The 21988-nt window shown below is 64.9% G+C and carries 21 protein-coding genes; 6 read left to right on the forward strand and 15 right to left on the reverse strand.

Annotated elements, in window-relative coordinates:
• Window positions 1-89: 89 nt before the first annotated feature.
• From NLM27_RS28050 to NLM27_RS28090, 9 genes are all read right to left on the reverse strand, one after another.
• Window positions 90-887: an alpha/beta hydrolase gene (locus NLM27_RS28050; RefSeq protein WP_254146366.1), complete on the reverse strand. Its 798-nt coding sequence runs from the start codon at window positions 885-887 to the stop codon at window positions 90-92.
• 22 nt (window positions 888-909) lie between these two features.
• On the reverse strand, window positions 910-1080 hold the full coding sequence (locus NLM27_RS28055) for a hypothetical protein (RefSeq protein WP_254146367.1): 171 nt from the start codon (window positions 1078-1080) through the stop codon (window positions 910-912).
• Window positions 1081-1098: 18 nt separating this feature from the next.
• The gene (locus NLM27_RS28060; RefSeq protein WP_254146368.1) at window positions 1099-2496 is read right to left on the reverse strand and encodes an NAD(P)(+) transhydrogenase (Re/Si-specific) subunit beta; all 1398 of its coding nucleotides are present in this window, start codon (window positions 2494-2496) and stop codon (window positions 1099-1101) included.
• A gap of 39 nt (window positions 2497-2535) precedes the next feature.
• Complete coding sequence (locus tag NLM27_RS28065) at window positions 2536-2853, reverse strand: proton-translocating transhydrogenase family protein (RefSeq protein WP_018317801.1); 318 nt, start codon at window positions 2851-2853, stop codon at window positions 2536-2538.
• 11 nt (window positions 2854-2864) lie between these two features.
• The gene (locus NLM27_RS28070; RefSeq protein ID WP_254146369.1) at window positions 2865-3992 is read right to left on the reverse strand and encodes a Re/Si-specific NAD(P)(+) transhydrogenase subunit alpha; all 1128 of its coding nucleotides are present in this window, start codon (window positions 3990-3992) and stop codon (window positions 2865-2867) included.
• A 141-nt stretch (window positions 3993-4133) separates the two neighbouring features.
• Window positions 4134-4286 carry an aa3-type cytochrome c oxidase subunit IV gene (locus NLM27_RS28075; protein ID WP_008136857.1) on the reverse strand — a complete coding sequence of 51 codons (153 nt, stop codon included), beginning with the start codon at window positions 4284-4286 and terminating at the stop codon, window positions 4134-4136.
• A gap of 97 nt (window positions 4287-4383) precedes the next feature.
• Entirely contained in the window at window positions 4384-4779 is a 396-nt protein-coding gene (locus NLM27_RS28080; protein WP_254146370.1) for a type II toxin-antitoxin system death-on-curing family toxin, read from the reverse strand.
• A gap of 11 nt (window positions 4780-4790) precedes the next feature.
• Entirely contained in the window at window positions 4791-5015 is a 225-nt protein-coding gene (locus NLM27_RS28085) for an AbrB family transcriptional regulator (RefSeq protein WP_018641564.1), read from the reverse strand.
• A 95-nt stretch (window positions 5016-5110) separates the two neighbouring features.
• On the reverse strand, window positions 5111-7090 hold the full coding sequence (locus NLM27_RS28090; protein WP_254146371.1) for a M3 family oligoendopeptidase: 1980 nt from the start codon (window positions 7088-7090) through the stop codon (window positions 5111-5113).
• A 127-nt stretch (window positions 7091-7217) separates the two neighbouring features.
• On the opposite strand from NLM27_RS28090, the gene NLM27_RS28095 reads away from it, so the two are divergent.
• From NLM27_RS28095 to NLM27_RS28105, 3 genes are all read left to right on the forward strand, one after another.
• The gene (locus NLM27_RS28095) at window positions 7218-8714 is read left to right on the forward strand and encodes a sigma-54 dependent transcriptional regulator (RefSeq protein WP_254146372.1); all 1497 of its coding nucleotides are present in this window, start codon (window positions 7218-7220) and stop codon (window positions 8712-8714) included.
• A gap of 346 nt (window positions 8715-9060) precedes the next feature.
• Complete coding sequence (locus NLM27_RS28100; RefSeq protein ID WP_254146373.1) at window positions 9061-11256, forward strand: L,D-transpeptidase family protein; 2196 nt, start codon at window positions 9061-9063, stop codon at window positions 11254-11256.
• Between the two features lie 268 nt (window positions 11257-11524).
• On the forward strand, window positions 11525-13159 hold the full coding sequence (locus NLM27_RS28105; protein WP_254146374.1) for a DUF882 domain-containing protein: 1635 nt from the start codon (window positions 11525-11527) through the stop codon (window positions 13157-13159).
• Between the two features lie 139 nt (window positions 13160-13298).
• Here the strand turns inward: NLM27_RS28105 and NLM27_RS28110 are convergent, their stop codons facing one another.
• The 4 genes from NLM27_RS28110 to NLM27_RS28125 all read right to left on the reverse strand — a co-directional run bounded on the left by NLM27_RS28110 (window position 13299) and on the right by NLM27_RS28125 (window position 16416).
• Complete coding sequence (locus tag NLM27_RS28110; RefSeq protein WP_254146375.1) at window positions 13299-13718, reverse strand: DUF1801 domain-containing protein; 420 nt, start codon at window positions 13716-13718, stop codon at window positions 13299-13301.
• A 37-nt stretch (window positions 13719-13755) separates the two neighbouring features.
• On the reverse strand, window positions 13756-15519 hold the full coding sequence (locus tag NLM27_RS28115) for an adenylate/guanylate cyclase domain-containing protein (protein WP_254146376.1): 1764 nt from the start codon (window positions 15517-15519) through the stop codon (window positions 13756-13758).
• A 122-nt stretch (window positions 15520-15641) separates the two neighbouring features.
• On the reverse strand, window positions 15642-15914 hold the full coding sequence (locus NLM27_RS28120; protein WP_018641571.1) for a DUF2312 domain-containing protein: 273 nt from the start codon (window positions 15912-15914) through the stop codon (window positions 15642-15644).
• Between the two features lie 196 nt (window positions 15915-16110).
• Complete coding sequence (locus NLM27_RS28125; RefSeq protein ID WP_254146377.1) at window positions 16111-16416, reverse strand: DUF1244 domain-containing protein; 306 nt, start codon at window positions 16414-16416, stop codon at window positions 16111-16113.
• A gap of 170 nt (window positions 16417-16586) precedes the next feature.
• Here NLM27_RS28125 and NLM27_RS28130 point away from each other — a divergent pair, with 170 nt between their 5' ends.
• Together NLM27_RS28130 and pyk are read left to right on the forward strand one after the other, a co-directional pair.
• Window positions 16587-17180, forward strand: coding sequence for a DUF1036 domain-containing protein (locus NLM27_RS28130; RefSeq protein WP_254146378.1), 594 nt, complete (start codon window positions 16587-16589; stop codon window positions 17178-17180).
• Window positions 17177-18613 (forward strand): pyruvate kinase, encoded by a 1437-nt coding sequence (gene pyk / locus NLM27_RS28135; protein WP_254146379.1) that lies wholly within the window; start codon window positions 17177-17179, stop codon window positions 18611-18613. The genes NLM27_RS28130 and pyk overlap by 4 nt, the downstream gene beginning before the upstream one ends.
• Window positions 18614-18760: 147 nt before the next feature.
• Here pyk and NLM27_RS28140 read toward each other — a convergent pair whose 3' ends face one another.
• Entirely contained in the window at window positions 18761-19441 is a 681-nt protein-coding gene (locus NLM27_RS28140) for a TetR/AcrR family transcriptional regulator (protein ID WP_254146380.1), read from the reverse strand.
• Window positions 19442-19875: 434 nt separating this feature from the next.
• Window positions 19876-20040: a Flp family type IVb pilin gene (locus NLM27_RS28145; protein ID WP_166813359.1), complete on the reverse strand. Its 165-nt coding sequence runs from the start codon at window positions 20038-20040 to the stop codon at window positions 19876-19878.
• A gap of 414 nt (window positions 20041-20454) precedes the next feature.
• On the opposite strand from NLM27_RS28145, the gene NLM27_RS28150 reads away from it, so the two are divergent.
• Window positions 20455-21942 carry a hypothetical protein gene (locus NLM27_RS28150; RefSeq protein WP_254146381.1) on the forward strand — a complete coding sequence of 496 codons (1488 nt, stop codon included), beginning with the start codon at window positions 20455-20457 and terminating at the stop codon, window positions 21940-21942.
• The last annotated feature ends 46 nt before the right edge of the window (window positions 21943-21988 follow it).

A 21988-nucleotide genomic window follows, 5' to 3' on the forward strand; every position in this document is an offset into this window, starting at 1 on the left:
CGTCGAGCCCGGTCGCTGCAAACGCATCCTGCGGCAAAAGCGTCAAGGAGACGACAGCGAGCGCGGAACCGCAACGGGTCAAAACACCGTTAGCCGCCAATGAAGTCTCTCGCCGTTTCAATCGCGCCATACTGATCGAGGTCGTTGTGTCCGCCTCCGACCATGCGAACGAAGCGCTTGGGCTCATGGGCGAGTGCGAACAGACGCTCTCCGAAGGCGATCGGAATGGCAAGATCGTTGGTGCCATGCATCACGAGGAGCGGCACAGTGACGCGCGCGATGCGCTCGTCGGAATGAAACGGATCGCGCATCAGCAGGCGGACGGGAACGTACCAGAACGATGACGCCGCAATGTCGGCCGTCGACGTATAGGGCGCCTCCAGGACGAGTTTTCCAACGCGATGCTCCGAGGCGATGGCAACCGCGACGCCCGTCCCGAGCGAAAAGCCCCAGGCGACGATCCGTTCCGCCGCATAGCGCGCGGTCGTGAACGCATAGGCGGCTGCGGCATCGCGCAGCAGCCCCTGCTCGCTCGGCGCACCGCTCGAGCCGGCATAGCCGCGATAGGACAGCGCGACGAGGCCGGTGCCGTCGGCGGTCATCGCCTTGAAGCTGCTGACGCGACCGGCGAGAAAATCGCCGTTCCCGGGAAAATAGAGGATCACGGGACGGCCGGGCTTCGCCGGCACGTGCCAGAGGATGACCTTCTCGCCGTCCGACGTGACCAACACATGCTCTTCCGCCTCGGGCAGGCCGGCGGCATCGGGGGCTGTGCGCCCGACGGGCGGGATCGGAAACAGCATCTCGCGCTGGCGGACATACAGCACGACGAGACCGGCGAGATAGACGGCCGCGAGCAGGATGGCGATCCACTTGACGATGGTCATGATACGCGGCCGGCCTTTCGGCTCAGGGCTTGCGACGGCTCCGCAGCAATTTGATGACATCGGGCCGGAGGCTCTCCGGAACGTCGCGGCAGCCGCACGCCGCCTTGTGGGCGGCGTGCCATGCGACACGCTGCTCGCGTGTCGCCTTCACTGGCATGCGATGGGACCGGTGCCATTCCTTGTTGATGGCCACGGTCCGCTTCCCCTCGCGCTACATCGCCTTGACGATGTTCTCGGTGACCTTCTTGGCGTCGCCGAGCAGCATCATGGTGTTGTCGCGGTAGAACAGCGGGTTGTCGATGCCGGCATAGCCCGAAGCGAGCGAGCGCTTGATGAACATCACGGTTCCGGCCTTCCAGACCTGGAGCACGGGCATGCCGTAGATCGGCGAGGTCTTGTCCTCCTCGGCGGCCGGGTTGGTGACGTCGTTGGCGCCGATCACGAAGGCGATGTCGGCCTGCGCGAATTCCGAGTTGATGTCCTCGAGCTCGAACACCTCGTCATAGGGCACGTTGGCCTCGGCCAGCAGCACGTTCATGTGGCCGGGCATGCGGCCGGCGACCGGGTGAATGGCGTATTTCACCTCGACGCCTTCCTTCTTCAGGATGTCGCCCATTTCGCGGAGCGCATGCTGGGCCTGCGCCACCGCCATGCCATAGCCGGGCACGATGATGACCTTGGAGGCGTTCTTCATGATGAAGGCGGCATCGTCGGCCGAGCCGAGCTTGGCGGGCTTCTGCTCGCCCGTACCGCCGCCGGCGGCAGCGGTCTCGCCGCCGAAGCCGCCGAGGATGACCGAGATGAAGGACCGGTTCATCGCGTGGCACATGATGTAGGAGAGGATCGCGCCGGAGGAGCCGACCAGCGCGCCGGTGATGATCAGCGCGGAATTGCCGAGCGTGAAGCCGATGCCGGCCGCGGCCCATCCCGAGTAGGAGTTCAGCATCGAGATCACGACGGGCATGTCGGCGCCGCCGATCGGGATGATCATGAGCACGCCGAGCGCCAGCGCCAGGATGACGATCATCCAGAAGTCGAACGCGCCGCCGGTGAGCACGAGGCGTACGATGAAGAACACCAGCGCGAGCGCCAGCGCGATGTTGATGCCATGGCGGAACGGCAGGATGATTGGCGCGCCGCTCATGCGCGCGGACAGCTTCAGGAACGCGATCACCGAGCCGGTGAAGGTCAGGGCGCCGATGGCGACGCCGAGCGACATCTCGACCAGGCTCTGCGGATGGATGTTGCCGGGGGTGCCGATGTCGAAGGCCTCCGGCGCGTAGAAAGCGCCGGCAGCGACCAGCACCGCAGCCATGCCGACCAGCGAGTGGAAGGCGGCGACCAGTTCCGGCATCGACGTCATCGGAACGCGCCGTGCGATCACCGCGCCGATGCCGCCACCGATGGCGATGCCGACGATGACGAGCACCCAGGCGAGACCATCTGCCGGCGGGTGGTTGGCAAGCGTGGTGGCGACCGCGATCGCCATGCCGATCATGCCGAACAAATTGCCCTGGCGCGAGGAAGCCGGGCTCGACAATCCGCGCAGCGACAGGATGAACAGCACTCCCGCCACGAGATACAAAAATGCAGAGAGGTTCGCGCTCATCTCAGGTCCCCATTGATCCCTTCAGCCCGAGGTGGCCGCTTACTTCGACTTCTTCTTGTACATCGCCAGCATGCGCTGGGTGACAAGGAAGCCGCCAAAAATGTTCACGCAGGCGAAGATCAGCGCGACGAAGCCGAAGGCGCGTGCCCAGCCCGAGCCGCTCGAGACATTCGCGACGCCGCCGGCAAGCAGCGCACCGACCACGATCACCGAGGAGATCGCGTTGGTCACGCTCATCAGCGGCGTGTGCAGCGCCGGCGTCACCGACCACACCACGAAATAGCCGACGAAGACGGCGAGGACGAAGATCGACAGGCGGAAGATGAAGGGGTCGACGACCTGTGCAGCATGCTCCATGGCGGAACTCCTTAAACCTTCGGCTGGAAGTTCGGGTGGATGACGGCGCCGTCTTTCGTAAGCGCAGTGGCCTTGACCAGCTCGTCGTCCCAGTTGACGGCGAGCTTCTTCTCTTTCTTGTCGACCATGGTCTCGATGAAGGAGAACAGATTGCGTGCGTAGAGGCTGGAGGCCGAGGCCGCGACGCGGCCGGCAACGTTGGTGTAGCCGACGATCTTGATGCCATCGAGGTCGACGACCTCGCCGGCCTTGGCGCCCTCGACATTGCCGCCGCGCTCGACGGCAAGATCGACCAGCACCGAGCCCGGCTTCATCGACTTGACCATCTCGCCCGAGACGAGCATCGGCGCGGGCCGGCCGGGAATCAGCGCGGTCGTGATCACGATGTCCTGCTTCTTGATGTGCTCGGCGGTGAGCGCGGCCTGCTTGGCCTGGTATTCCTTGGACATCTCCTTGGCGTAGCCGCCGGCGGTCTGCGCGTTCTTGAACTCCTCGTCCTCGACGGCGAGGAACTTTGCGCCAAGCGATTCCACCTGCTCCTTCGTCGCAGGCCGCACGTCGGTCGCGGTCACAATGGCGCCGAGACGGCGCGCGGTCGCGATTGCCTGGAGGCCGGCAACGCCGACGCCCATCACGAACACCTTCGCGGCAGGCACGGTACCGGCTGCCGTCATCATCATCGGGAAGGCGCGGCCGAAGGCCTCGGCACCCTCGATCACGGCGCGGTAGCCGGCGAGGTTCGCCTGCGAGGACAGCACGTCCATCACCTGCGCGCGCGTGATGCGCGGCATCAATTCCATCGCGAAGGCGGAGACGCCGGCATCGGCGATCGTCTTCAGCGCGGCCTCGTTGCCATAGGGATCCATGATGGCGATGACGAGCGCGCCGCGCTTGTACTGCGCGAGCTCGGAGGCCTCGGGGCGCTTCACCTTGATGATGATGTCGGCGTCCTTCAGCGCATCGGCGCTGATAGTGGCGCCCACGGCGGTGAATTCGGAATCCGGCAGGCCTGATTTGAGGCCGGCGCCCGGCTCGACGGCGATCTCGGCGCCCAGCGCTATGAATTTCTTCACCGTATCAGGCGAAGCGGCAACGCGCGGCTCGGACGGATCTATTTCCTTGGCAACGGCGATCTTCATAGGCCCTCCGGCGGCGCGGGACAGCGCACGCGCAAAACTTAAGCGTTTACTCCCGCGGCGTTCGTTACCGGTTTTGTGACCGGCTTGTATGCAAATATTGTGAGCAGCCGCTGCCGCTGGCGTGTGCAGCTGCCGAAGGAATCAGGTCAGGAAGATCGCCATCAGAATCACGATGAGCGCGACCGAGGCTGTGCCGTACTTCACCAGCTTGATGAAGCCCTCGTAGGTCTGCTCGTGGGCAACGTAGTCGTTGCCGTCGGCGGTGGTGTACGCCACTTCGCTATGGTCAGCCATGGATTGTCCCCAGTCGAAAGTCCAATTCTTGGGCTGGGATACCTTAAACCTTCGGGCAGGGCAACGGCACGGAAGCGCGGTTTTCCGCCAAATCAGGTCATTTGGAATCCAGATTATCGCGGATCCAGCGGAGGAGGCTCTGTTCGCTGACCTCACCGGCGGCGAGCGAGAGGATGATTGTCGTGGCTTCCGCAGGATCTGGACTGAAAGTCACGCCGTTCTTGTGGAGGAAGACCATCATCGCCATGAAGGCGATGCGCTTGTTTCCGTCGACGAAGGCATGATTTTTCGCGAGGCCGAATGCGTACGCTGCGGCGAGTTCGTCCATCGGCGCCTGCTCATAGCGCCATTTATTGACCGGGCGCTCCAGCGCCGAACGCAGCATGCCCTTGTCACGCAATCCCGGCGCACCACCGAAGCGCCGGAGCTGCCGACCGTGGATTGCGACGGCCTGCTCGTAGGTGATCCAGAGCGGCTCCTGAAGATCGCTCATTTGCGTTGCAGCTATTTTGCCAGCGCAGCAAGCGTGTCGCGATACTTGTCCATCACCTCGTCGGCGATTTCCATCGTCCGTTCGAAGTCGGGATCGTAGGGCAGCAACTGAAATCCGCCGCCGGGTAATTCCACGATATGCAATTGCTGTCCGCGCTTGAGATCGAGCCGCTGCATCAATTCACGGGGCAGCAACAAACCATCGGAATTACCGATCTTCTTGATCTCGATCTTCATGGCTTTCGCTCCAGTGATGTTATACATATGTATAACATCACTGCGACTAGTTCAACAGATGTTTTACGCCTTCAATCCCTGATCAGAGCGCCGCCTCAGCCCATCGCCTCGAGCTCGTCGATCATCCCGGCGATGACGCTCAAGCCCCCGTCCCAGAACTTCGGGTCCTTGGCATCCAGCCCGAACGGCCGCAGCAGCTCGGAATAGTGCTTGGTCCCGCCAGCGGCGAGCATGTCGAGATAACGCTCGGCAAAGCCCTCGGCCGCATTCTCGTAGACCGCATAGAGCGAGTTCACGAGACAGTCGCCGAACGCATAGGCGTAGACGTAGAACGGCGAGTGGATGAAGTGCGGGATGTACATCCAGTAGTTCTCGTAGCCCGCCTTGATCTCGATCGCCGGTCCCAGGCTCTCGCCCTGCACCGACAGCCAGATCTCGCCGAGCCGGGTCGCGGTGAGTTCGCCGTTCTTGCGCTCGGTGTGGACCGCGCGCTCGAACGAATAGAACGCGATCTGCCGCACCACGGTGTTGATCATGTCCTCGACCTTGCCCGCGAGCAGCGCCTGGCGCTGCTTTGCGCTCTTGGTCTGCGCCAGCAGCCGGCGGAAGGTCAGCATCTCGCCGAACACGCTCGCGGTCTCCGCCAGCGTTAGCGGCGTCGGCGCCATCAGCGCTCCGTTCTTCGCCGCCAGCACCTGATGCACGCCATGGCCGAGTTCATGTGCGAGCGTCATCACGTCGCGCGGCTTGCCCTGGTAGTTCATCAGCACATAGGGATGCGCCGACGGCGTGGTCGGATGCGAGAACGCGCCCGGCGCCTTGCCCGGACGCACCGGCGCATCGATCCAGCGGTCGGTGAAGAAGCGCTCGGCAATGTCGGCCATCTTGGGCGAGAAGCCGCGATAGGCCGTCAGCACCATGGTGCGTGCATCAGGCCAGCCAATGACGTCGGTCGCAGCAAAGGGCAGCGGCGCGTTGCGGTCCCAATAAGCCAGCCGCTTCTTGCCGAACCACTTCGCCTTCAGCGCGTAATAGCGATGCGACAATTTGGGATAGGCCGCCTGCACCGAGGCGACCAGCGCGTCCACCACCTCGCGCTCGACGCGGTTGTTGAGGTGCCGGGAATCCGCGACATCCTGAAAACCGCGCCACCGGTCGGAGATGTCCTTGTCCTTGGCAAGCGTGTTGGTGATCAGCGCAAAGGTGCGCTCATTGGCCTTGAAGGTTTTGGCCAGCGCCTCCGCCGCGCTCCTGCGCTTGGCACCGTCGCGGTCCTGCAACAGGTTGAGCGTCGGCTCGATCGCGAGCTCCTTGGCGCCGACCTTGAAGCGCAGGCCCGAGATGGTCTGGTCGAACAACCGGTTGAAGGCGGAATAGCCGGTCTGCGCCTTCTCCAGGAAGAGCTGCTCGAGCTTGTCGTCGAGCTGGTACGGCTTCTCCTTGCGCAGATCCTCGATCCAGGGCCGGTAGTGCGCGAGCTCCGCGGCCAGCATCGCGCGGTTCAAGATATCGTCATCGATCCGGTTGAGCTCGAGCGCGAAGAACAGAAGATGCGTCGACGCCGCCGTCAGCCGCTCGGAAACATCGCCGTAAAACTTTGAAATCGCAGGATCCACGCTGTCGCCGGCATGGACCAGGCCGGCATAGGAACCGAGACGGCCGGCGAGATCGTCGATTGCCTCATAGCGTCGCACGGCCTCGGCGAGCCATTTTCCGCCATCTTCGTTTGCTGTCCCTGTCGCGAGCTTGCCTCTGTAGTCGGTCTCGAACGCGACGCAATCGGCATCCATCTTTTCGAGATCGCGCGCCACTTCCGGCGCATCGATCCCGGAATAGAGATCGGCCAGGTTCCACTCCGGAAGCTTGCCGGTCTTGCTCGCAGGCTTTGCGGATGAAGGCTTTGCGGGTGACGGCTTTGCGGGTGACGGCTTGGCGAGCGAAGGTTTGGAGGGCTTTGCCTTGGCAACAGACTTCTTGGTAGCGGATGTCTTGGCGGATGTCTTGGCGGCGGGCTTGCGGAGAGCGGGCTTCTTGAGAGCAGTCTTCTTCAGAGCAGTGCTGGGGCGCGAATTCATTGTGTGGGAAACCTGTGTTCAACAAGCGCGACGGCGGGCGGGGGCATCAAGGTTTAAGAGTGCGTTAATCGGCTTCGGCCAGAGTGCCCCGATTCGAGACAGATAGTAGTAGCGTGCGGGGAACACCATGGCTGCCTGTATTTTGATCGCCGACGACGACGCTGTAGCCCGCCGGCTGGTCGAAAACATGGTGCAGAAATGCGGCTATGACACGATCGTCGTGGAGTCCGGCGATGCTGCGATCGCCGCCCTCACCGCTCCCGGCGCTCCCGCCATCGACGGCGTCATCCTCGATCTCGTGATGCCCGGCCTGGACGGCATGGGCGTGCTGGCGAAAATCCGCGATGCAGGCCTCAGCATCCCCGTCATCGTGCAGACCGCGCATGGCGGCATCGACAACGTGATCTCGGCGATGCGCGCCGGCGCGGCCGATTTCGTCGTCAAGCCGGTCGGCCTCGAGCGACTTCAGGTGTCACTGCGCAACGCGCTCAACGCGTCCGCGCTCAAGGGCGAATTGCAGCGCATCCGTCACAGCCGCGAGGGCCGGCTGACCTTCTCCGACATCATCACCCGCTCCGAGGCGATGGCGGGCGTGATGCGCGCCGCGCAGAAGGCGGCGAACTCCTCGATTCCCGTGCTGATCGAAGGCGAGTCCGGCGTCGGCAAGGAGATGTTCGCGCGCGCCATCCATGGCAGCGGCGAGCGCAAGGCAAAGCCCTTCGTCGCGGTCAATTGCGGCGCGATCCCAGACAACCTCGTCGAGTCCATTCTGTTCGGGCACGAGAAGGGCGCCTTCACCGGCGCCACCGAGCGGCACATGGGCAAGTTCGTCGAGGCCCATGGTGGCACGCTGTTCCTGGACGAGGTCAGCGAGTTGCCGCTGACCGCGCAGGTCAAGCTCTTGCGCGCGCTCCAGGAGGGCGCGGTCGAGGCGGTCGGCGGCCGCAAGCCCGTCAAGGTCGACGTGCGCATCGTCTCTGCGACCAACCGCAAGCTCCTGGAGCGAGTGAAACAGGGACACTTCAGGGAAGACCTGTTCTATCGCCTGCACGTGTTGCCGCTGACGATTCCCTCGCTGCGCGCCCGGCGCGAGGACATTCCGCACCTGCTGCGGCACTTCCTGGCGCGCTTTGCCGCCGAGGAGAACCGCCCCATCACCGGAATCAGCGGCGAGGCGGTGGCACACCTCGCCCAGCTCGACTGGCCCGGCAACATCCGTCAGCTCGAAAACGCGGTCTACCGCGCTGTGGTGATGAGCGACGGCGACCAGCTCGACCTTGGCGATTTCCCCCTGCTCGCCTCGCAGCCGCACGGCGCCACGGACATTCCGACGGCGCCACTGATGCTCGAGCCGGCCGCGGCACCCTCTCTCGTATCGGGTAATGAAATACCGATTGCCCCCCTCCCGTCAGTGGGAACTCTCTCCATGCTGACGCCGAGCGGCGATGTTCGCCCGCTGGAGGAGATGGAGAACGAGATCATCCGTTTCGCGATCTCGCACTATCGCGGGCAGATGTCCGAAGTCGCCCGCCGTCTCAAAATCGGTCGGTCCACGCTCTACCGCAAACTCGACGAAGCCGGCGTGCCCGGCCATGGCGGGAAAAGCGGCGAGGAGACGCACTGAGCCTGATGCGAACGGAGGTTCGCCCGACGCTGCGAGGGAGGCTGCAAGCCCTTCGCATTGCGACGTAATTCGGCCACGACGTGAACCGTGACCCGGAAGTGACAGACATAGGGAAAAGCGCGCGGGGCAGGCGCACAATCCGTTGCCAAGAGGCTCCCTTGAAGTCAGTTTGTCGTGAGTTGTCCCGAGTGGCGCTGGCTGCAAAATGGGGGCCTGTGTATCGTCTGCGTATGAATCGTTGCGTGCAGGCGTGCGACTATCGAGGGCCGGCGCAATTTAGCCGAAAATCTAGAGACGATAACGAAGCTGTTCCAAGAGGGACAGTTCACCCGAGGGGTGTGACACAATGCGTGACTGTTTGAACCACCGTGCAGGCTTTGACCGTGTCTTAATGACGGTCGCGGCGACCTTCCTCACGGTGTCGGCCAGCTCAGCCCTGGCGCAGGATCAGGCGCGCAGCAGCGCCGCCGAGCTCGCGATCGAAGCCGCGATCCCGCGCCCCGAGCCGGCCAACGTCCCGCCTCCAACCGCGGCCGACATCAAACTCGACACCACCGCGACCCTTCAGGATGCCGCGAAGGAACCAGCGAAGACTGAAGCCGCACCGTCGCCCGACAAAGTCGAGCCGAAGCCCTCCGACGTGGCCACCACGCCTGCCACCGAGGCGCCGAAGAGCGAGACGGCCAAAACAGAACCTGCGAAGACGGAACCCGCGAAGAGCGAGCCCGCCAAGGCTGACACCGCGACCGTCACGCCAGCCGCTCCCGCAGCGCCCGCCGCGGCTGAAGCTCCGGCCGCCGAGCCGGTCAAGGCCGCGAGCAACGTTCCCGCCGCCGACCAGCCGGTCGCCGACAAGCTCAAGGACATCATCGGCGCCAAGACCTCGCGCCATTTCGACCGCAAGAACGAGCGCGCGGCGATCGAGAAGTTCTACGGTGCGCGCGACTTCGCACCGGTCTGGACCCAAGGCGGCAGCCTGACCCCGGCAGCCAAGGGCGTCATCGCGCGGCTGAAGGATGCGGCCTCCGACGGCCTCAATCCGGCCGACTACCCGGTGCCGGATTTCGCCGCCGCCACCACGCCCGATGCGCTTGCCGATGCCGAGCTGAAGCTCACCGCCAGCATGTTCGACTATGCGCGCCAGGCCCAGAGCGGCCGCATGCACTGGTCGCAGGTCAGCGGCGACATCCTCTATCCCGAGCATCCGGTCGACCCGAACGAGGTGCTCGCCAAGGTCACGACCGCGGCGGATGCCTCCGCGGCGCTCGACAGCTACAACCCGCCGCACAAGCTCTACAAGGAGCTGAAGGCCAAGCTCGCGGAGCTTCGTGGCCTGGGCAACGGCCCGGCGATCGAGATCGCCGACGGTCCGGCGCTGAAATACACCCCGGCTGGCAAGAAGCAGGCCGAGATCGTGGTGGAAGATGCGCGCGTGCCGCAGCTGCGCGCCAAGCTCGGCATCGCCGAGAACGCAAACGACACCCGCTATGACGCGGCGGTCGCCGATGCCGTGCGCAAATTCCAGAGCGGCGCCGAGATGAAAGCGACCGGCATCCTCGACGACAAGACCGTCAAGGCGCTCAACACCCCCAAGCGCGACAAGCAGATCGACGTGGTGCTGGTGAACATGGAGCGCTGGCGCTGGCTGCCGCGCGACCTCGGCGCGCCCGCACTGGGCGATGCCTATGTCATCCTGAACATTCCCGACTACACGCTGAAGGTGATGCAGCGCGGCCAGCAGGTCTGGACCACCCGCGTCGTCACCGGCAAGCCGGGCACGCACGCGACGCCGCTGCTCACCGAGACGATGAAATACATCACGGTCAATCCGACCTGGAATGTGCCGCCGTCGATCGTCTACAACGAGTACCTACCGGCGCTGCAGCAGGATCCGACCGTGCTCCAGCGCATGGGCCTCAAGCTCGAGCAAAACCGCGACGGTTCGGTGCACATCTCCCAACCGCCCGGCGAAGCCAACGCGCTCGGCCGCATCCGCTTCAACTTCCCGAACAAGTTCCTGGTCTATCAGCACGACACGCCGGACAAGAACCTGTTCGCCAGGGACGATCGCGCCTTCAGCCACGGCTGCATGCGGGTGCAATATCCGGATCAGTATGCCTCGGTGCTGCTCAACATCACCATGCCGAACGAGAAGTACACGCCCGAGCGTGTGCGCAGCATGTACGGCAAGAGCGAGATCGACCTGAAATTCCCGACGCCGGTCCCGGTCAACATCACCTACCAGACCGCGTTCGTGGATGACGCCGGCAAGCTGCAATTCCGCAAGGACGTCTATGGCCGCGACGCGACCATGATCAACATCCTGAAGAACAACCGCGGCAAGGACCTCGAGGCCGTCGTGGCGCATTCCCAGCCGAGCTATTCGCGCCCGGCGACGACGCTGCCGTCAGGGGTGGCGGTGGCCAACAATGGCGGCGGCTTCGGCTCGTCAGGGCCGAACTTCTTCGAGCGGCTGTTCGGGCCACCGACCCCGCCGCCGGCCCCGGTCGGCCGCCGGCCGCAGCGGGTATTCACCCGCTGAGCCCTCAGCACCACACTCTCTAAAATTTGGCAATAAAATCAACGACCCCATCCCTGGATGGGGTCGTTTAACGTTAACCACTCTCCACCTCGTTTCGAGCAGCCGGCGTTTTTTTGCCACAGTCAACCGGTTAGGATTGTATTCTGACTTGGTTTGGGGGCGGGAAGGTCAACCTCGAATTAACCTTCTTGCTTTAAGAAAGCGTTCATCCTCTTTCGCGCTGCTGCGGGGTTGGCGGGAGAGTCCATTTTGAACGCTCGTCGACTGGGTGGGCTCATTCGTGCTGACTAGTCTCGCACGCCAATTTGCTGTGCTGTCGTTGTCCCATGCGGGAGTGAAGGCCGGATCCCGGATCGGCCTCGCTGCCGCACTGCTGCTTGCTGCCGCCGGTTCGGTTCATGACGCCGCCGCGCTGAACGAGACCAAGACGCTCTCCTTCCACCACACCCATTCCGGCGAAGATCTCACCGTCACCTTCAAGCGCGACGGGCGCTATGACGAAGCCGCGCTGAAGCAGCTCAACCACTTCCTGCGCGACTGGCGCACCCAGGACGAGACGGTGATGGACCGTCGCCTGTTCGATATCCTCTGGGAAGTCTATCGCGACGTCGACGGCAAGCAGCCGATCCAGATCATCTCCTCCTACCGCTCCCCCGCCACCAACGCCATGCTCCGCCGCCGCTCCGCCGGTGTGGCGCGCTTCAGCCAGCACATGCTGGGACATGCGATGGACTTCTACATTCCGGGCGTGCCGCTGGAGCAGATCCGCTTCGCCGGCCTGCGCCTGCAGCGCGGCGGCGTCGGTTTCTATCCGACCTCCGGCTCGCCCTTCGTGCACCTCGACACCGGCAGCATCCGGCACTGGCCGCGCATGACGCATGACCAGCTCGCCCGTGTCTTCCCGAACGGAAAAACGGTGCATCTGCCGACCGACGGCGTGCCGCTGAAGGGCTATGAGCTAGCCAAGGCCGAGATCGAGCGGCGCGGCAGCGGCGATGATTCCGGCAGCACGCCGAATTTCTTCGCCGCCTTGTTCAAGAGCAAATCGGCTCCGGCCGCCGCGAGCAGTGACGAGGATGACGAGGGCGCGCCCGCCCCGGCCGCGAAGCCGGCGGGACCGACCGTCGTCGCAGCCGCCGCCAAGCCCGCCGAACCGGTGCCGACACCCCGCGCCAAGCCGCAAATCGCCGCCACGCTCCAGCTCGCCTCGGCCGACGCGCAGATCGTTGCGCCGCCCAAGCCGAAGCCCGCGCCGGTGGCTGACAAGCCGGCGACTGCCAGATCTGCCGACGCCAAGCCCGAGACCCCGGCGGACATCATCAATGCCCGCGGCTTCTGGGATGATGTCCCTGCCACGCCGCAGCAGGCAACGCCGGCTCAGGTCGCCGCCCTGAAGGCACGCCAGGCGCTCGCCGCCGCCACCGATCCACAGGCGACCGCGAGTGTCTCCAGCGCGGCCTACCAGGCGCTGGCCTATGCGCCGGCATCCGCCTCTCCGGTCGACCGCGCCAACGTCGTCGCGGCCTCCGCGCCGATCCCGCGCTCCACCCGTTCCGCGGCCGGGTCCCGCAGCGCCCAGGCAACCGAGATCAACACGGTGGTCGGCAAGAGCGTCGACGGCAGGATCGCCACCGCGACCCGCCTCTCCGCGGCCAGGGGCGAGAGCATCTGGCTCAAGATCGTGATGCTGTCGCCCAGCGCCAGCCGCGCGATGTCGGTCACGTTGATGGGCGAACTCGATACCGCGGCGCTGCGCGGCTATTTCGTCAAACCGCAGGCCGTGATCGCGATGGGCTTTGTCGACGATCCGACACAGGGCCTGTCCTGCGACAGCTTCTCGGGCAGCGCCACCGCGAAGCTCGAGACGACGTCGTTCGTCGTGCGCACCGCCGCGCTGCGCTGAGAACTGCGGCCCTCACTGCTTCCAAGAACTCAGTCTCTCGTAGCCCGGATGGAGCGCAGTGTAATCCGGGAAAGCAAAGCGTGCTGAGACGCCCCGGATTGCGCTTCGCTCCATCCGGGCTACAAGGCAGCCCCTCCCGCTACTTCCTGCCCCGCCGATCCAGATGGTACGTCAAGGCCAACGACAAGCAGACCGATAGCTCCTGCTTGGGCAGCTTGCCCGCCACCGGCAACAGCAGCGCCCTCGTCTGCCGATACTCGAACTGATCGGGAAAGCGCTCCCGGAACGTATCGATCAGCGTCGTCTTGCAGTTGAAGAGAATGGCGGCGTGTTCGGATCCCTTCAGGCGGCCGAGCCGGATCGTGCTGCCGCTGCCCGTCGCCTCGGTCAGGTAGGCGGGCTCGCCCCATTTCAGGGTTTCGCTGAGCCGGCCGACCTCCTCATGCGCCGCGGCGGTCGCAAAGATCAGATCGCGCACCTGAAGCAGCCGTTTGCGCATCGGCGCCGGAAAGGCGTCGAAGGCCCGGCTCACATCGCGCGGCAATCGCGGCTCAGTCACGGTCCTACTCTCGATGGATCGGCCGGATGGATCGGCATCAAGCCGGCAGGCCCGCCCGGAGAAGGCCTGCCTCAAAGCGCTGACGATCGACGTCCCGCTTATAATGCTGGGTCGCGAGATGATTGGCCACCGAAAATGCCGGCTCGCGCTTGAGGACTTCGGTCGCGTGCGCGCCAGCAGCAACCGCGTTGCCCATTTGCGCGAAGATGCCCGCAAGGAACGCGTGATGGGTGTGATCGGGGCGCGTGATCCGTGAAAAGGCCTCGGCTGCTTCGGCGTATCTCTCGGCACAGTAATAGGCGCGCCCGAGATGGCTCCAGAAGCGTTCCGGGTGATAAGGGTTGAGCCGCATCGCCTTCTTGATCCAGTCGATGCCTTCCTCCGGCCTCCCAAGCCAGGTCAGCAGCTCGCCCTGCTGCACGACCACGAGGTCGTAATTCGGGTTGAGCGCGAGCGCACGCTCCTGATGGTAGGCGGCCTTGTCATGGTCGTCGCGGTTCAGATTGAGCGCCGCGAGGATGCGGTGGACGTCGCTGTCATTGTCGTCGAGGCCCAGCGCGGTTTCCAGCTCCGAGGCCACCTGCTGGAAGGTGGCCTCGCGATCCGCGCACCAGCTATAGACCCAGGTCTGGCCCAGAACGCACGCCTTCCACGCGTGTGCGTGAGCATAATTCCCGTCGAGTTCGAGCGCCCGGTCGAGCAGCAGTTGCGCCCGCGCATTGTCGTCGCGATTGGAGCGATGGTGCAAAACCTTTGCCGCCAGCACGCATTCATAGGCCGCCATGTTGTCCGTTGGCTTGCGGTTCGCCCGATCGTGCGTGGCCGCCTCGACCCGGCCCGGCAACGTGGCGACGATCGCCCGGGTCATCTCGTCCTGGATGGCGAAGATGTCCTTGAGCTCGCCGTCATAGCGTTCGGCCCAGACATGCCGATCGGTTTCCGCATCGATCAGCTGCACGGTGACGCGGACGCGATCCCCGGCCTTTCGCACGCTTCCCTCGATGACGTAGTCGACGCCGAATTCGCGGCCGACATCCTGCACCTTGACCGACTTCCCCTTGTACACGAAGGTCGAGTTGCGCGAGATCACCAGCAGGTCGTGGAAGCGTGAAAGCTCCGTGATGATATCTTCGGTCAGACCGTCCGCGAAGAACTCCTGCTCCGGATCGCCGCTCATGTTGGCGAAGGGCAGCACGGCGATGGACGGCTTCCTCGACTTGCCCGTCGCCTTTGCGCCCGTCGTGCCGGCCGGCGCAACTGCCGGCGCATCCTCCAATCGAATCCTGTAGACGCGGATCGAACGGGCGATGTTCTTGACGGTCTGCTCGCCGATATCCTCGAATGCAACACCGTCGAGGCGCTCGCCGAGTTGGTCGCGCACCGCGCTCGAGATGCAAATGCCTCCCGGCTCGGCCAGTGCCTCCAACCGTGCCGCGACGTTGACACCGTCGCCGAAAATGTCGTTCTGATCGACAATCACGTCGCCGAGATTGATGCCGATGCGGAATTGTATCCATCGCGGCGGCGGGACGTCGGCGTTGCGGCGCCCCATTCGGCCCTGAATTTCAGCAGCGCACACCACGGCGTCGACGACGCTGTGGAATTCGACGAGCAGGCCATCGCCCGTCGTCTTGATGATGCGGCCATGATTTTTGGCAATCGCCGGATCAATGAGTTCGATCCGATGGGTCTTGAGGCGCGCAAGCGTGCCGGCCTCGTCGACCTCCATGAGCCGACTAAAGCCGACCATGTCAGCCGCGAGGACCGCTGCAAGCCTGCGCTCTGGTCCAGGCACGTCCATTGCTCGGTCCCTTCACCGAGCACTCTAGCAGACGAGCGGATTTTGCCCAAATCGGCGCCCTGCAGATTGCGGCCGGGCGAGGTGCTCCTTACTCCTACGGCTGCCGCCGCAGCCGCATCGCCTCAGAGCATCCCCAGCGCCTGCATGTAGGTCTCGAGAATGGTCTCGGCCTCGGCGCGCTCGTTGGGGTCCTGCTTGCGCAGGCGCACGATGGTGCGCAGCGCCTTGACGTCGTAGCCGTTGCCCTTGCTCTCGGCATAGACGTCGCGGATGTCGTCGGAGATCGCCTTCTTCTCTTCCTCCAGCCGCTCGATGCGCTCGATGATGGACTTGAGCTGGTCCTTGGCAAATTTCGTCGCGGGCTCGTCGTCGCGGACGGCGGCGGAGGTGGCCATCTTGGTACTCCCAATGGAACTGGCAAAACGAGGTGACGCCGGTATCCTCACCGCGCGTGCTGGGTAGACCCTTAGGGTTGGCGCTCCCCGCGTTCAAGGCAGCATCGCGCTCGTCCACAGCGCGCCCACACCTTCCTGCGACGTGTCGAAGAAAGCTGTTGTGTGATGCGACTCAGGCGTTGCGCGCCGGGGCCGTTCAATGCCCGTGGGGATGGACCTTCTTCATTGCGTCGATCTGCTCGGGCGTGGCCGTGCCCTGGTATTTCGACTTCCAGGTCTCGTAGGGCATGCCGTAGACGGCCTCGCGGCTCTCGTCCTTGCTCAGCGCGACGCCTTGGGCGTCGGCGGCGTCCTTGAGCCAGTTGGACAGGCAGTTGCGGCAGAAGCCCGCGAGATTCATCAGATCGATGTTCTGGACGTCCGTCCGGTTGCGCAAATGATCAACCAGGCGGCGGAAAGCGGCCGCCTCGAGCTCCGTTCTGGTTTTGTCGTCGATTGCCATAGCTGGATTCCTTGAGGCCCTTGCCCGATGCCGGTCACCCTTACGGGATTCAGGTGGGTCCTGTCACAGATTTTGCCATATCCCGGCGCAAAGGGAGCCAAATCCGGCCTCGGGCAGTTCCCCGGCCCCCTACGCCAAATCGTCCATGATCTGATATAGCTTCCGCGACAATGATCGCCGAATCTCCCCGCTCCCCCCTTCGCCTGCTCGCCCGGTTGGTCCCGGTGCTGGCGGTCGCGCTGCTGTGCTTCTGGAGCAGCCCGGCCTCCGCCGATTTCCGGCTCTGCAACAACACGTCGAGCCGGGTCGGGATCGCGCTCGGCTACAAGGACGCCGAGGGCTGGACCACCGAGGGCTGGTGGAACATCTCGTCCCGTTCCTGCGAGACGCTGCTGCGGGGAACGTTGGTCGCCCGTTACTATTACATCTACGCCATCGACTATGATCGCGGCGGCGAATGGTCGGGCCAGGCCTTCATGTGCTCGCGGGACAAAGAGTTCACCATCCGTGGCACCGAGGATTGCCTGGCGCGCGGCTACGACCGCACCGGCTATTTCGAGGTCGATACCGGCGAGCAGCGGGCCTGGACGGTCCAGCTCACCGACGCCAACGAACAGCCGGCGCAGCAGCGCGTGCCCGGCCTGCCCGGCCCGGTTGGCCCGGGCGGGGTTCCGGGTTTGCCCAACAGCCCGCCCGGTGGTACGCCCCCCGCGCCTGGCCTCCCGCCAGCCGCTGCCCCGCCCCCGTCTGGAAGTAAGCCATGAGGCGCCTTCGCCGTATCAAGATTCTCGCGACCCTGGGACCTGCCTCTTCGGACCTCGCGATGATCCGCCGCCTGTTCGAGGCCGGCGCCGACCTGTTCCGCATCAACATGAGCCATACCCCGCACGACAAGATGCGGGAGCTGGTGGCGACGATCCGCAACGTCGAGAGCAGCTATGGACGGCCGATCGGCATCCTGGTCGACCTCCAGGGGCCGAAGCTGCGGCTCGGCTCCTTCACTGACGGCGCCATCCAGCTCCAGAATGGCCAGACCTTCATTCTGGATTCCGACAAGGCGCCGGGCGATGCCACCCGCGTCAATCTCCCGCATCCGGAGATTCTGGCGGCGTTGCGGCCCGGCCATGCGCTGCTGCTCGACGACGGCAAGGTGCGCCTGATCGCGGAGGAGACCTCGAAGGAGCACGCGGTGACGCGCGTCGTGGTCGGCGGCAAGATGAGCGACCGCAAGGGCGTCAGCCTGCCCGACACCGATCTGCCGGTCTCCGCGATGACGCCGAAGGACAAGGCCGACCTCGAGGCGGCGCTCGTCACCGGCGTCGACTGGATCGCGCTGTCCTTCGTGCAACGCGCCGACGACGTGATCGAGGCCAAGAAGATGATCCGCGGCCGCGCCGCCGTCATGGCCAAGATCGAGAAGCCGCAGGCGATCGACCGCCTCGCCGACATCATCGAGGCCTCCGACGCCCTTATGGTGGCGCGCGGCGACCTCGGCGTCGAGCTGCCGCTCGAGCGCGTGCCGAGCCTGCAGAAGCAGATGACGCGGATGGCGCGCCGCGCCGGCAAGCCGGTGGTGATCGCGACCCAGATGCTGGAATCGATGATCCAGTCGCCGGTGCCGACCCGCGCCGAAGTCTCCGACGTCGCCACCGCCGTCTATGAGGGCGCCGACGCCATCATGCTGTCGGCGGAATCGGCGGCGGGCAAATTCCCGGTCGAGGCGGTCTCGACCATGAACCGCATCGGCGAGGAGGTCGAGCGCGACCCGACGTACCGGTCGGTCGTTACAGCACAGCGCCCTGCCCCGGAATCCACCGCGGGCGATGCCATCGCGGACGCCGCCCGGCAGATCGCCGAGACGCTCGACCTGCCCGCCTTGATCTGCTGGACCAGCTCGGGCTCGACCGCCGTGCGCGTGGCGCGCGAGCGGCCCAAGCCGCCGATCGTGGCGATCACGCCGAACATCACCGCCGGCCGCCGGCTCGCCGTCGTCTGGGGCGTGCACTGCGTGGTAGCGGAGGATGCCCGCGACCAGGACGACATGGTCGGCCGCGCCGGCCAGATCGCGTTCCGGGACGGCTTCGTCCGCGCCGGCCAGCGCGTCATCATCGTCGCTGGCGTGCCGCTCGGCATTCCCGGCACCACCAACATGGTGCGCATCGCCTCGGTCGGCCCCGGGGGCGACGCCCATATCTGATGTCCGGCCGCTCAAACAAAAAGTGCGAAAACAACCCCATGCACAGTAGAACGCGACTTCGGCGGCTGTGCTCGGGTTTCTCGAAAAGCTCTGCGCGACCAACGGCCTGAGCGCAATCAGGCCGCCGCGCGGGTCGCGCGGCGGATTTTACGCCCCAACCAGCGCCTTCGCGGTCGGCAGCAGCGTCTGCTGCACCACCAGCCCCCTGGCGCGGGCGTCCATGACGCCGACAGCGCGCAGCGCCAGCAGCGTCACGGTCTGCACCGCGTCGCGCATCTTGATAGGATCTTCGAGATTGTCGGGCGCGAGCGGCCCGACCAGGGCCTCATGCAGCGCGCCGAGCAGCGCGGTGGCGGCGAGCGCGGTGTCCTGCGCCGGCAGGTGGCCGGCGCGCACGGCGGCGTCGATCCGGGACGCGATCTCGCCGGCGATCTCGCGCCGGCTGGCCAGGCGCGAGGCGCTGACATCGACATCGACTGGCTCGGCCAGGATGCCCCAGGCCAGCCTGCGCTGCGACAGCGTATGCATCGCCACGGTGGTGACGGCGGCCGCCAGCGCCGAAGACGGCCCCGGCGCGGCATCGGCCGCCCGGCGGATCGCCGCGAGCTCATCGCGGGAGACCTCGGCGATCAATTCGGAGATCAGCTCGGCCTTGGAGGGGAAGTAGCGGTAGACCGTGCCGGCCGCGACGTTGGCCCGGACCGCGACCGGCGCAATCTGCACCGCGACCATCCCGCCTTCCGCCGCAGCCTCCCGCGCCGCCGCCAATATCGCACTGCGCCGCGCCGCAAGGCGCTTCACCACTTGATGCGTCCGCCGGTAAACCATGGCGCGCTTCCTGTCCCACACGCCAGCCACACGCCCTGCGGCCGAACGCGTCGTCACGTCAAACGATGCAAATTGCCCCGCAAGGACTGAACAACTATTCAGGGTGAATGACAAGATGGAAATGCATGACGCGTCACAGCAAAGGGCTGGAGCGCCAAGCTCAGCCAGCGTGTGGCGTGCCTGAAAGTCTGCGCGCGGCCCATCCTTCAGACGCCCGCCTACGGCGGACCCTCAGGATGAGGTCACGTTTTGCGGCTGATGTCCGACCCCTCATGGTGAAGAGCCCGCCAAAGCGGACGTCTCGAACCATGCAGGCCAAGACGCCTCCAGTTTCACGCAAGCGGGAGAAATCCACGCAGCCGTGCCGTTCCCCCGCCCAAAAGAAAAGAGCCCCGTCCGAGACGGGGCTCTCGAAATTCTGAAGACGTCCAGTCTTACTTCAGGCTGGTCGAGATCGAGCCGAACTTGGTGTTCAGCGAGCTGCCGAGATTGTTGACGACGGTGATGATCGCGAGCGCGATGCCGGCGGCGATCAGGCCGTATTCGATGGCGGTGGCGCCGGATTCGTCTTTCACGAAACGCGAAACGAGGTTCTTCATAGACTGCTCCAAAGAGTAAAGGGCTACAAACTGGCCTGGTCTTTTCGGCTTCCCAGCGCCGCCCGACCATGCGGCCGAACGTAGAGGCAAAGAATTGCGCCGCAGTTAATTCGACTGCGTAAACACGAAGCGGATTGCACGTATTGGCCGATGGTAAACCGAAATTGAGAACAATCGGTTAAATGGTAAGTATCTGCGGCAATGCTGCGGAGCGCGATTTACCCGAAGTTATGACCACCCGTGGTCCAATGCCGCCCGCTCGGCCTGAAGCGCGATGAGATGAATCGTTCATCGCGCTTCAGCTTATTGTTTGAGCATGGTCTTCCCGGAAAACCGCACCACGCTTTGCGCTAGCGCGGCCCTTCGGCTCCGGATCATGCTCGACCGACAAGAACAACAGGACGACGAGGCGGCATGTCCATTTCCTTTGCCAACAGCATTGCGGTGCAGAGCCGCGCGCGGGCCCTTGTGCCGCTATGCGTCGGTGCCGGCGCCTATCTCTTCTTCCTCTTTGTCGGCGACACGCTGCTTCAGGACTCCGACTCGTTCTGGCAGATCAAGATCGGGCAATGGATCCTCGATCACGGCGCCATGCCCACCACGGATTTCTATTCGTTCACGCGGACGGGCGCGCCCTGGATCTCGACGTCGTGGCTGTCGCAGGTGATGTTCGCGTTCTCCTACGCGCAATGGGGCTGGGCCGGGCCCGTGATCCTCACCGCGGTGGGGGTCGCGCTGTCGGCCGCGATCTTCGTCTATCTGCTCGATGCGCAGATCGAGGCACCGCGCGCGGTGCTGTTCGCGATGCTGGCGCTGCTGCTGTCGCTGCATCATGTGCTGGCGCGTCCGCATATCCTGGCGCTGCCGGTCATGGTGGCGTGGATCGGCCTCTTGATGGCGGCGGCCGACCGCCGGAGCGCGCCGTCCTGGACCTGGCTGCCGCTGATGGCGCTCTGGGCGAATTTGCACGGCGGCTTCGTGCTGGGCCTTGCGCTGATCGGCCCGATCTCGCTCGAGGCGGTCGAGCATGCCGAGAAGGGAAAACGGCTCCAACTGTTCCTGCGCTGGGTGCTGTTCGGTATCGGCGCGCTGATTGCGAGCTGCTGCACGCCTTACGGCTGGAAGACGCTGATGGGCGCGACCAACATCCTCAGCCTCGGCGAGCTGCTGTCGCTGATCTTCGAATGGATGCCGGCGAATTTTGCTACATTCACCTCGTTCGAAGGCGCCCTGCTCGGACTGATCGCACTCGGCTATTATCGCGGCCTCGTGCTCTCGGCGCCCAGGATCTTCCTGATCCTGTTCCTGACCTGGAGCGCGCTGACCCATGTCAGGAGCATCGAGGCCTTTGCGTTCCTGGTGCCGCTGGTGCTGGCAAAGCCGCTCGGCGAGATGTTTTCGCGCCCGCCAGTCGACGCCACCGATACCGACCGCTGGCCGGCCCGGACCGTCACCGCGCTCGGCGCACTGATGATCGTGGCCGCAAGCTGGACCTCGACCTCGCTCTACATGAACCACCACCGCTTCACCTTCACGATGGCGCAGACGCCGGTTGCGGCGGTCGACCTGCTCGAGAAGCTCAAGGTGCAGCGCGTCTTCAACGCGTATCAGTTCGGCGGCTATCTGATCTCGCGCGACATCCCCGTCTTCGTCGACGGCCGCGCCGAGCTCTATGGCGAAAAGTTCGTCATGGACTTCTTCAAGGCGACGGAGGGCAAGAAGCCCGAGCTGCTGCCGCGCCTGCTCGACGAGCACAAGATCGACGCAACGCTCTTGGTCGCCGACGCGCCGGGTCCGCAGATCCTCGACCAGCTCAAGGGCTGGAAGCGGATCTACACGGACGACATCGCGGTGATCCATGTGCGGGACAACGCGGACGGCGCGGCGGCGACGGCGAAGTGAGGCCGCTGCTTCGGGCGTGTCCTCTCAGATGCTCGCTTAGAGATGT

This window comes from Bradyrhizobium sp. CCGB12, from assembly GCF_024199845.1.
Lineage (GTDB): Bacteria > Pseudomonadota > Alphaproteobacteria > Rhizobiales > Xanthobacteraceae > Bradyrhizobium.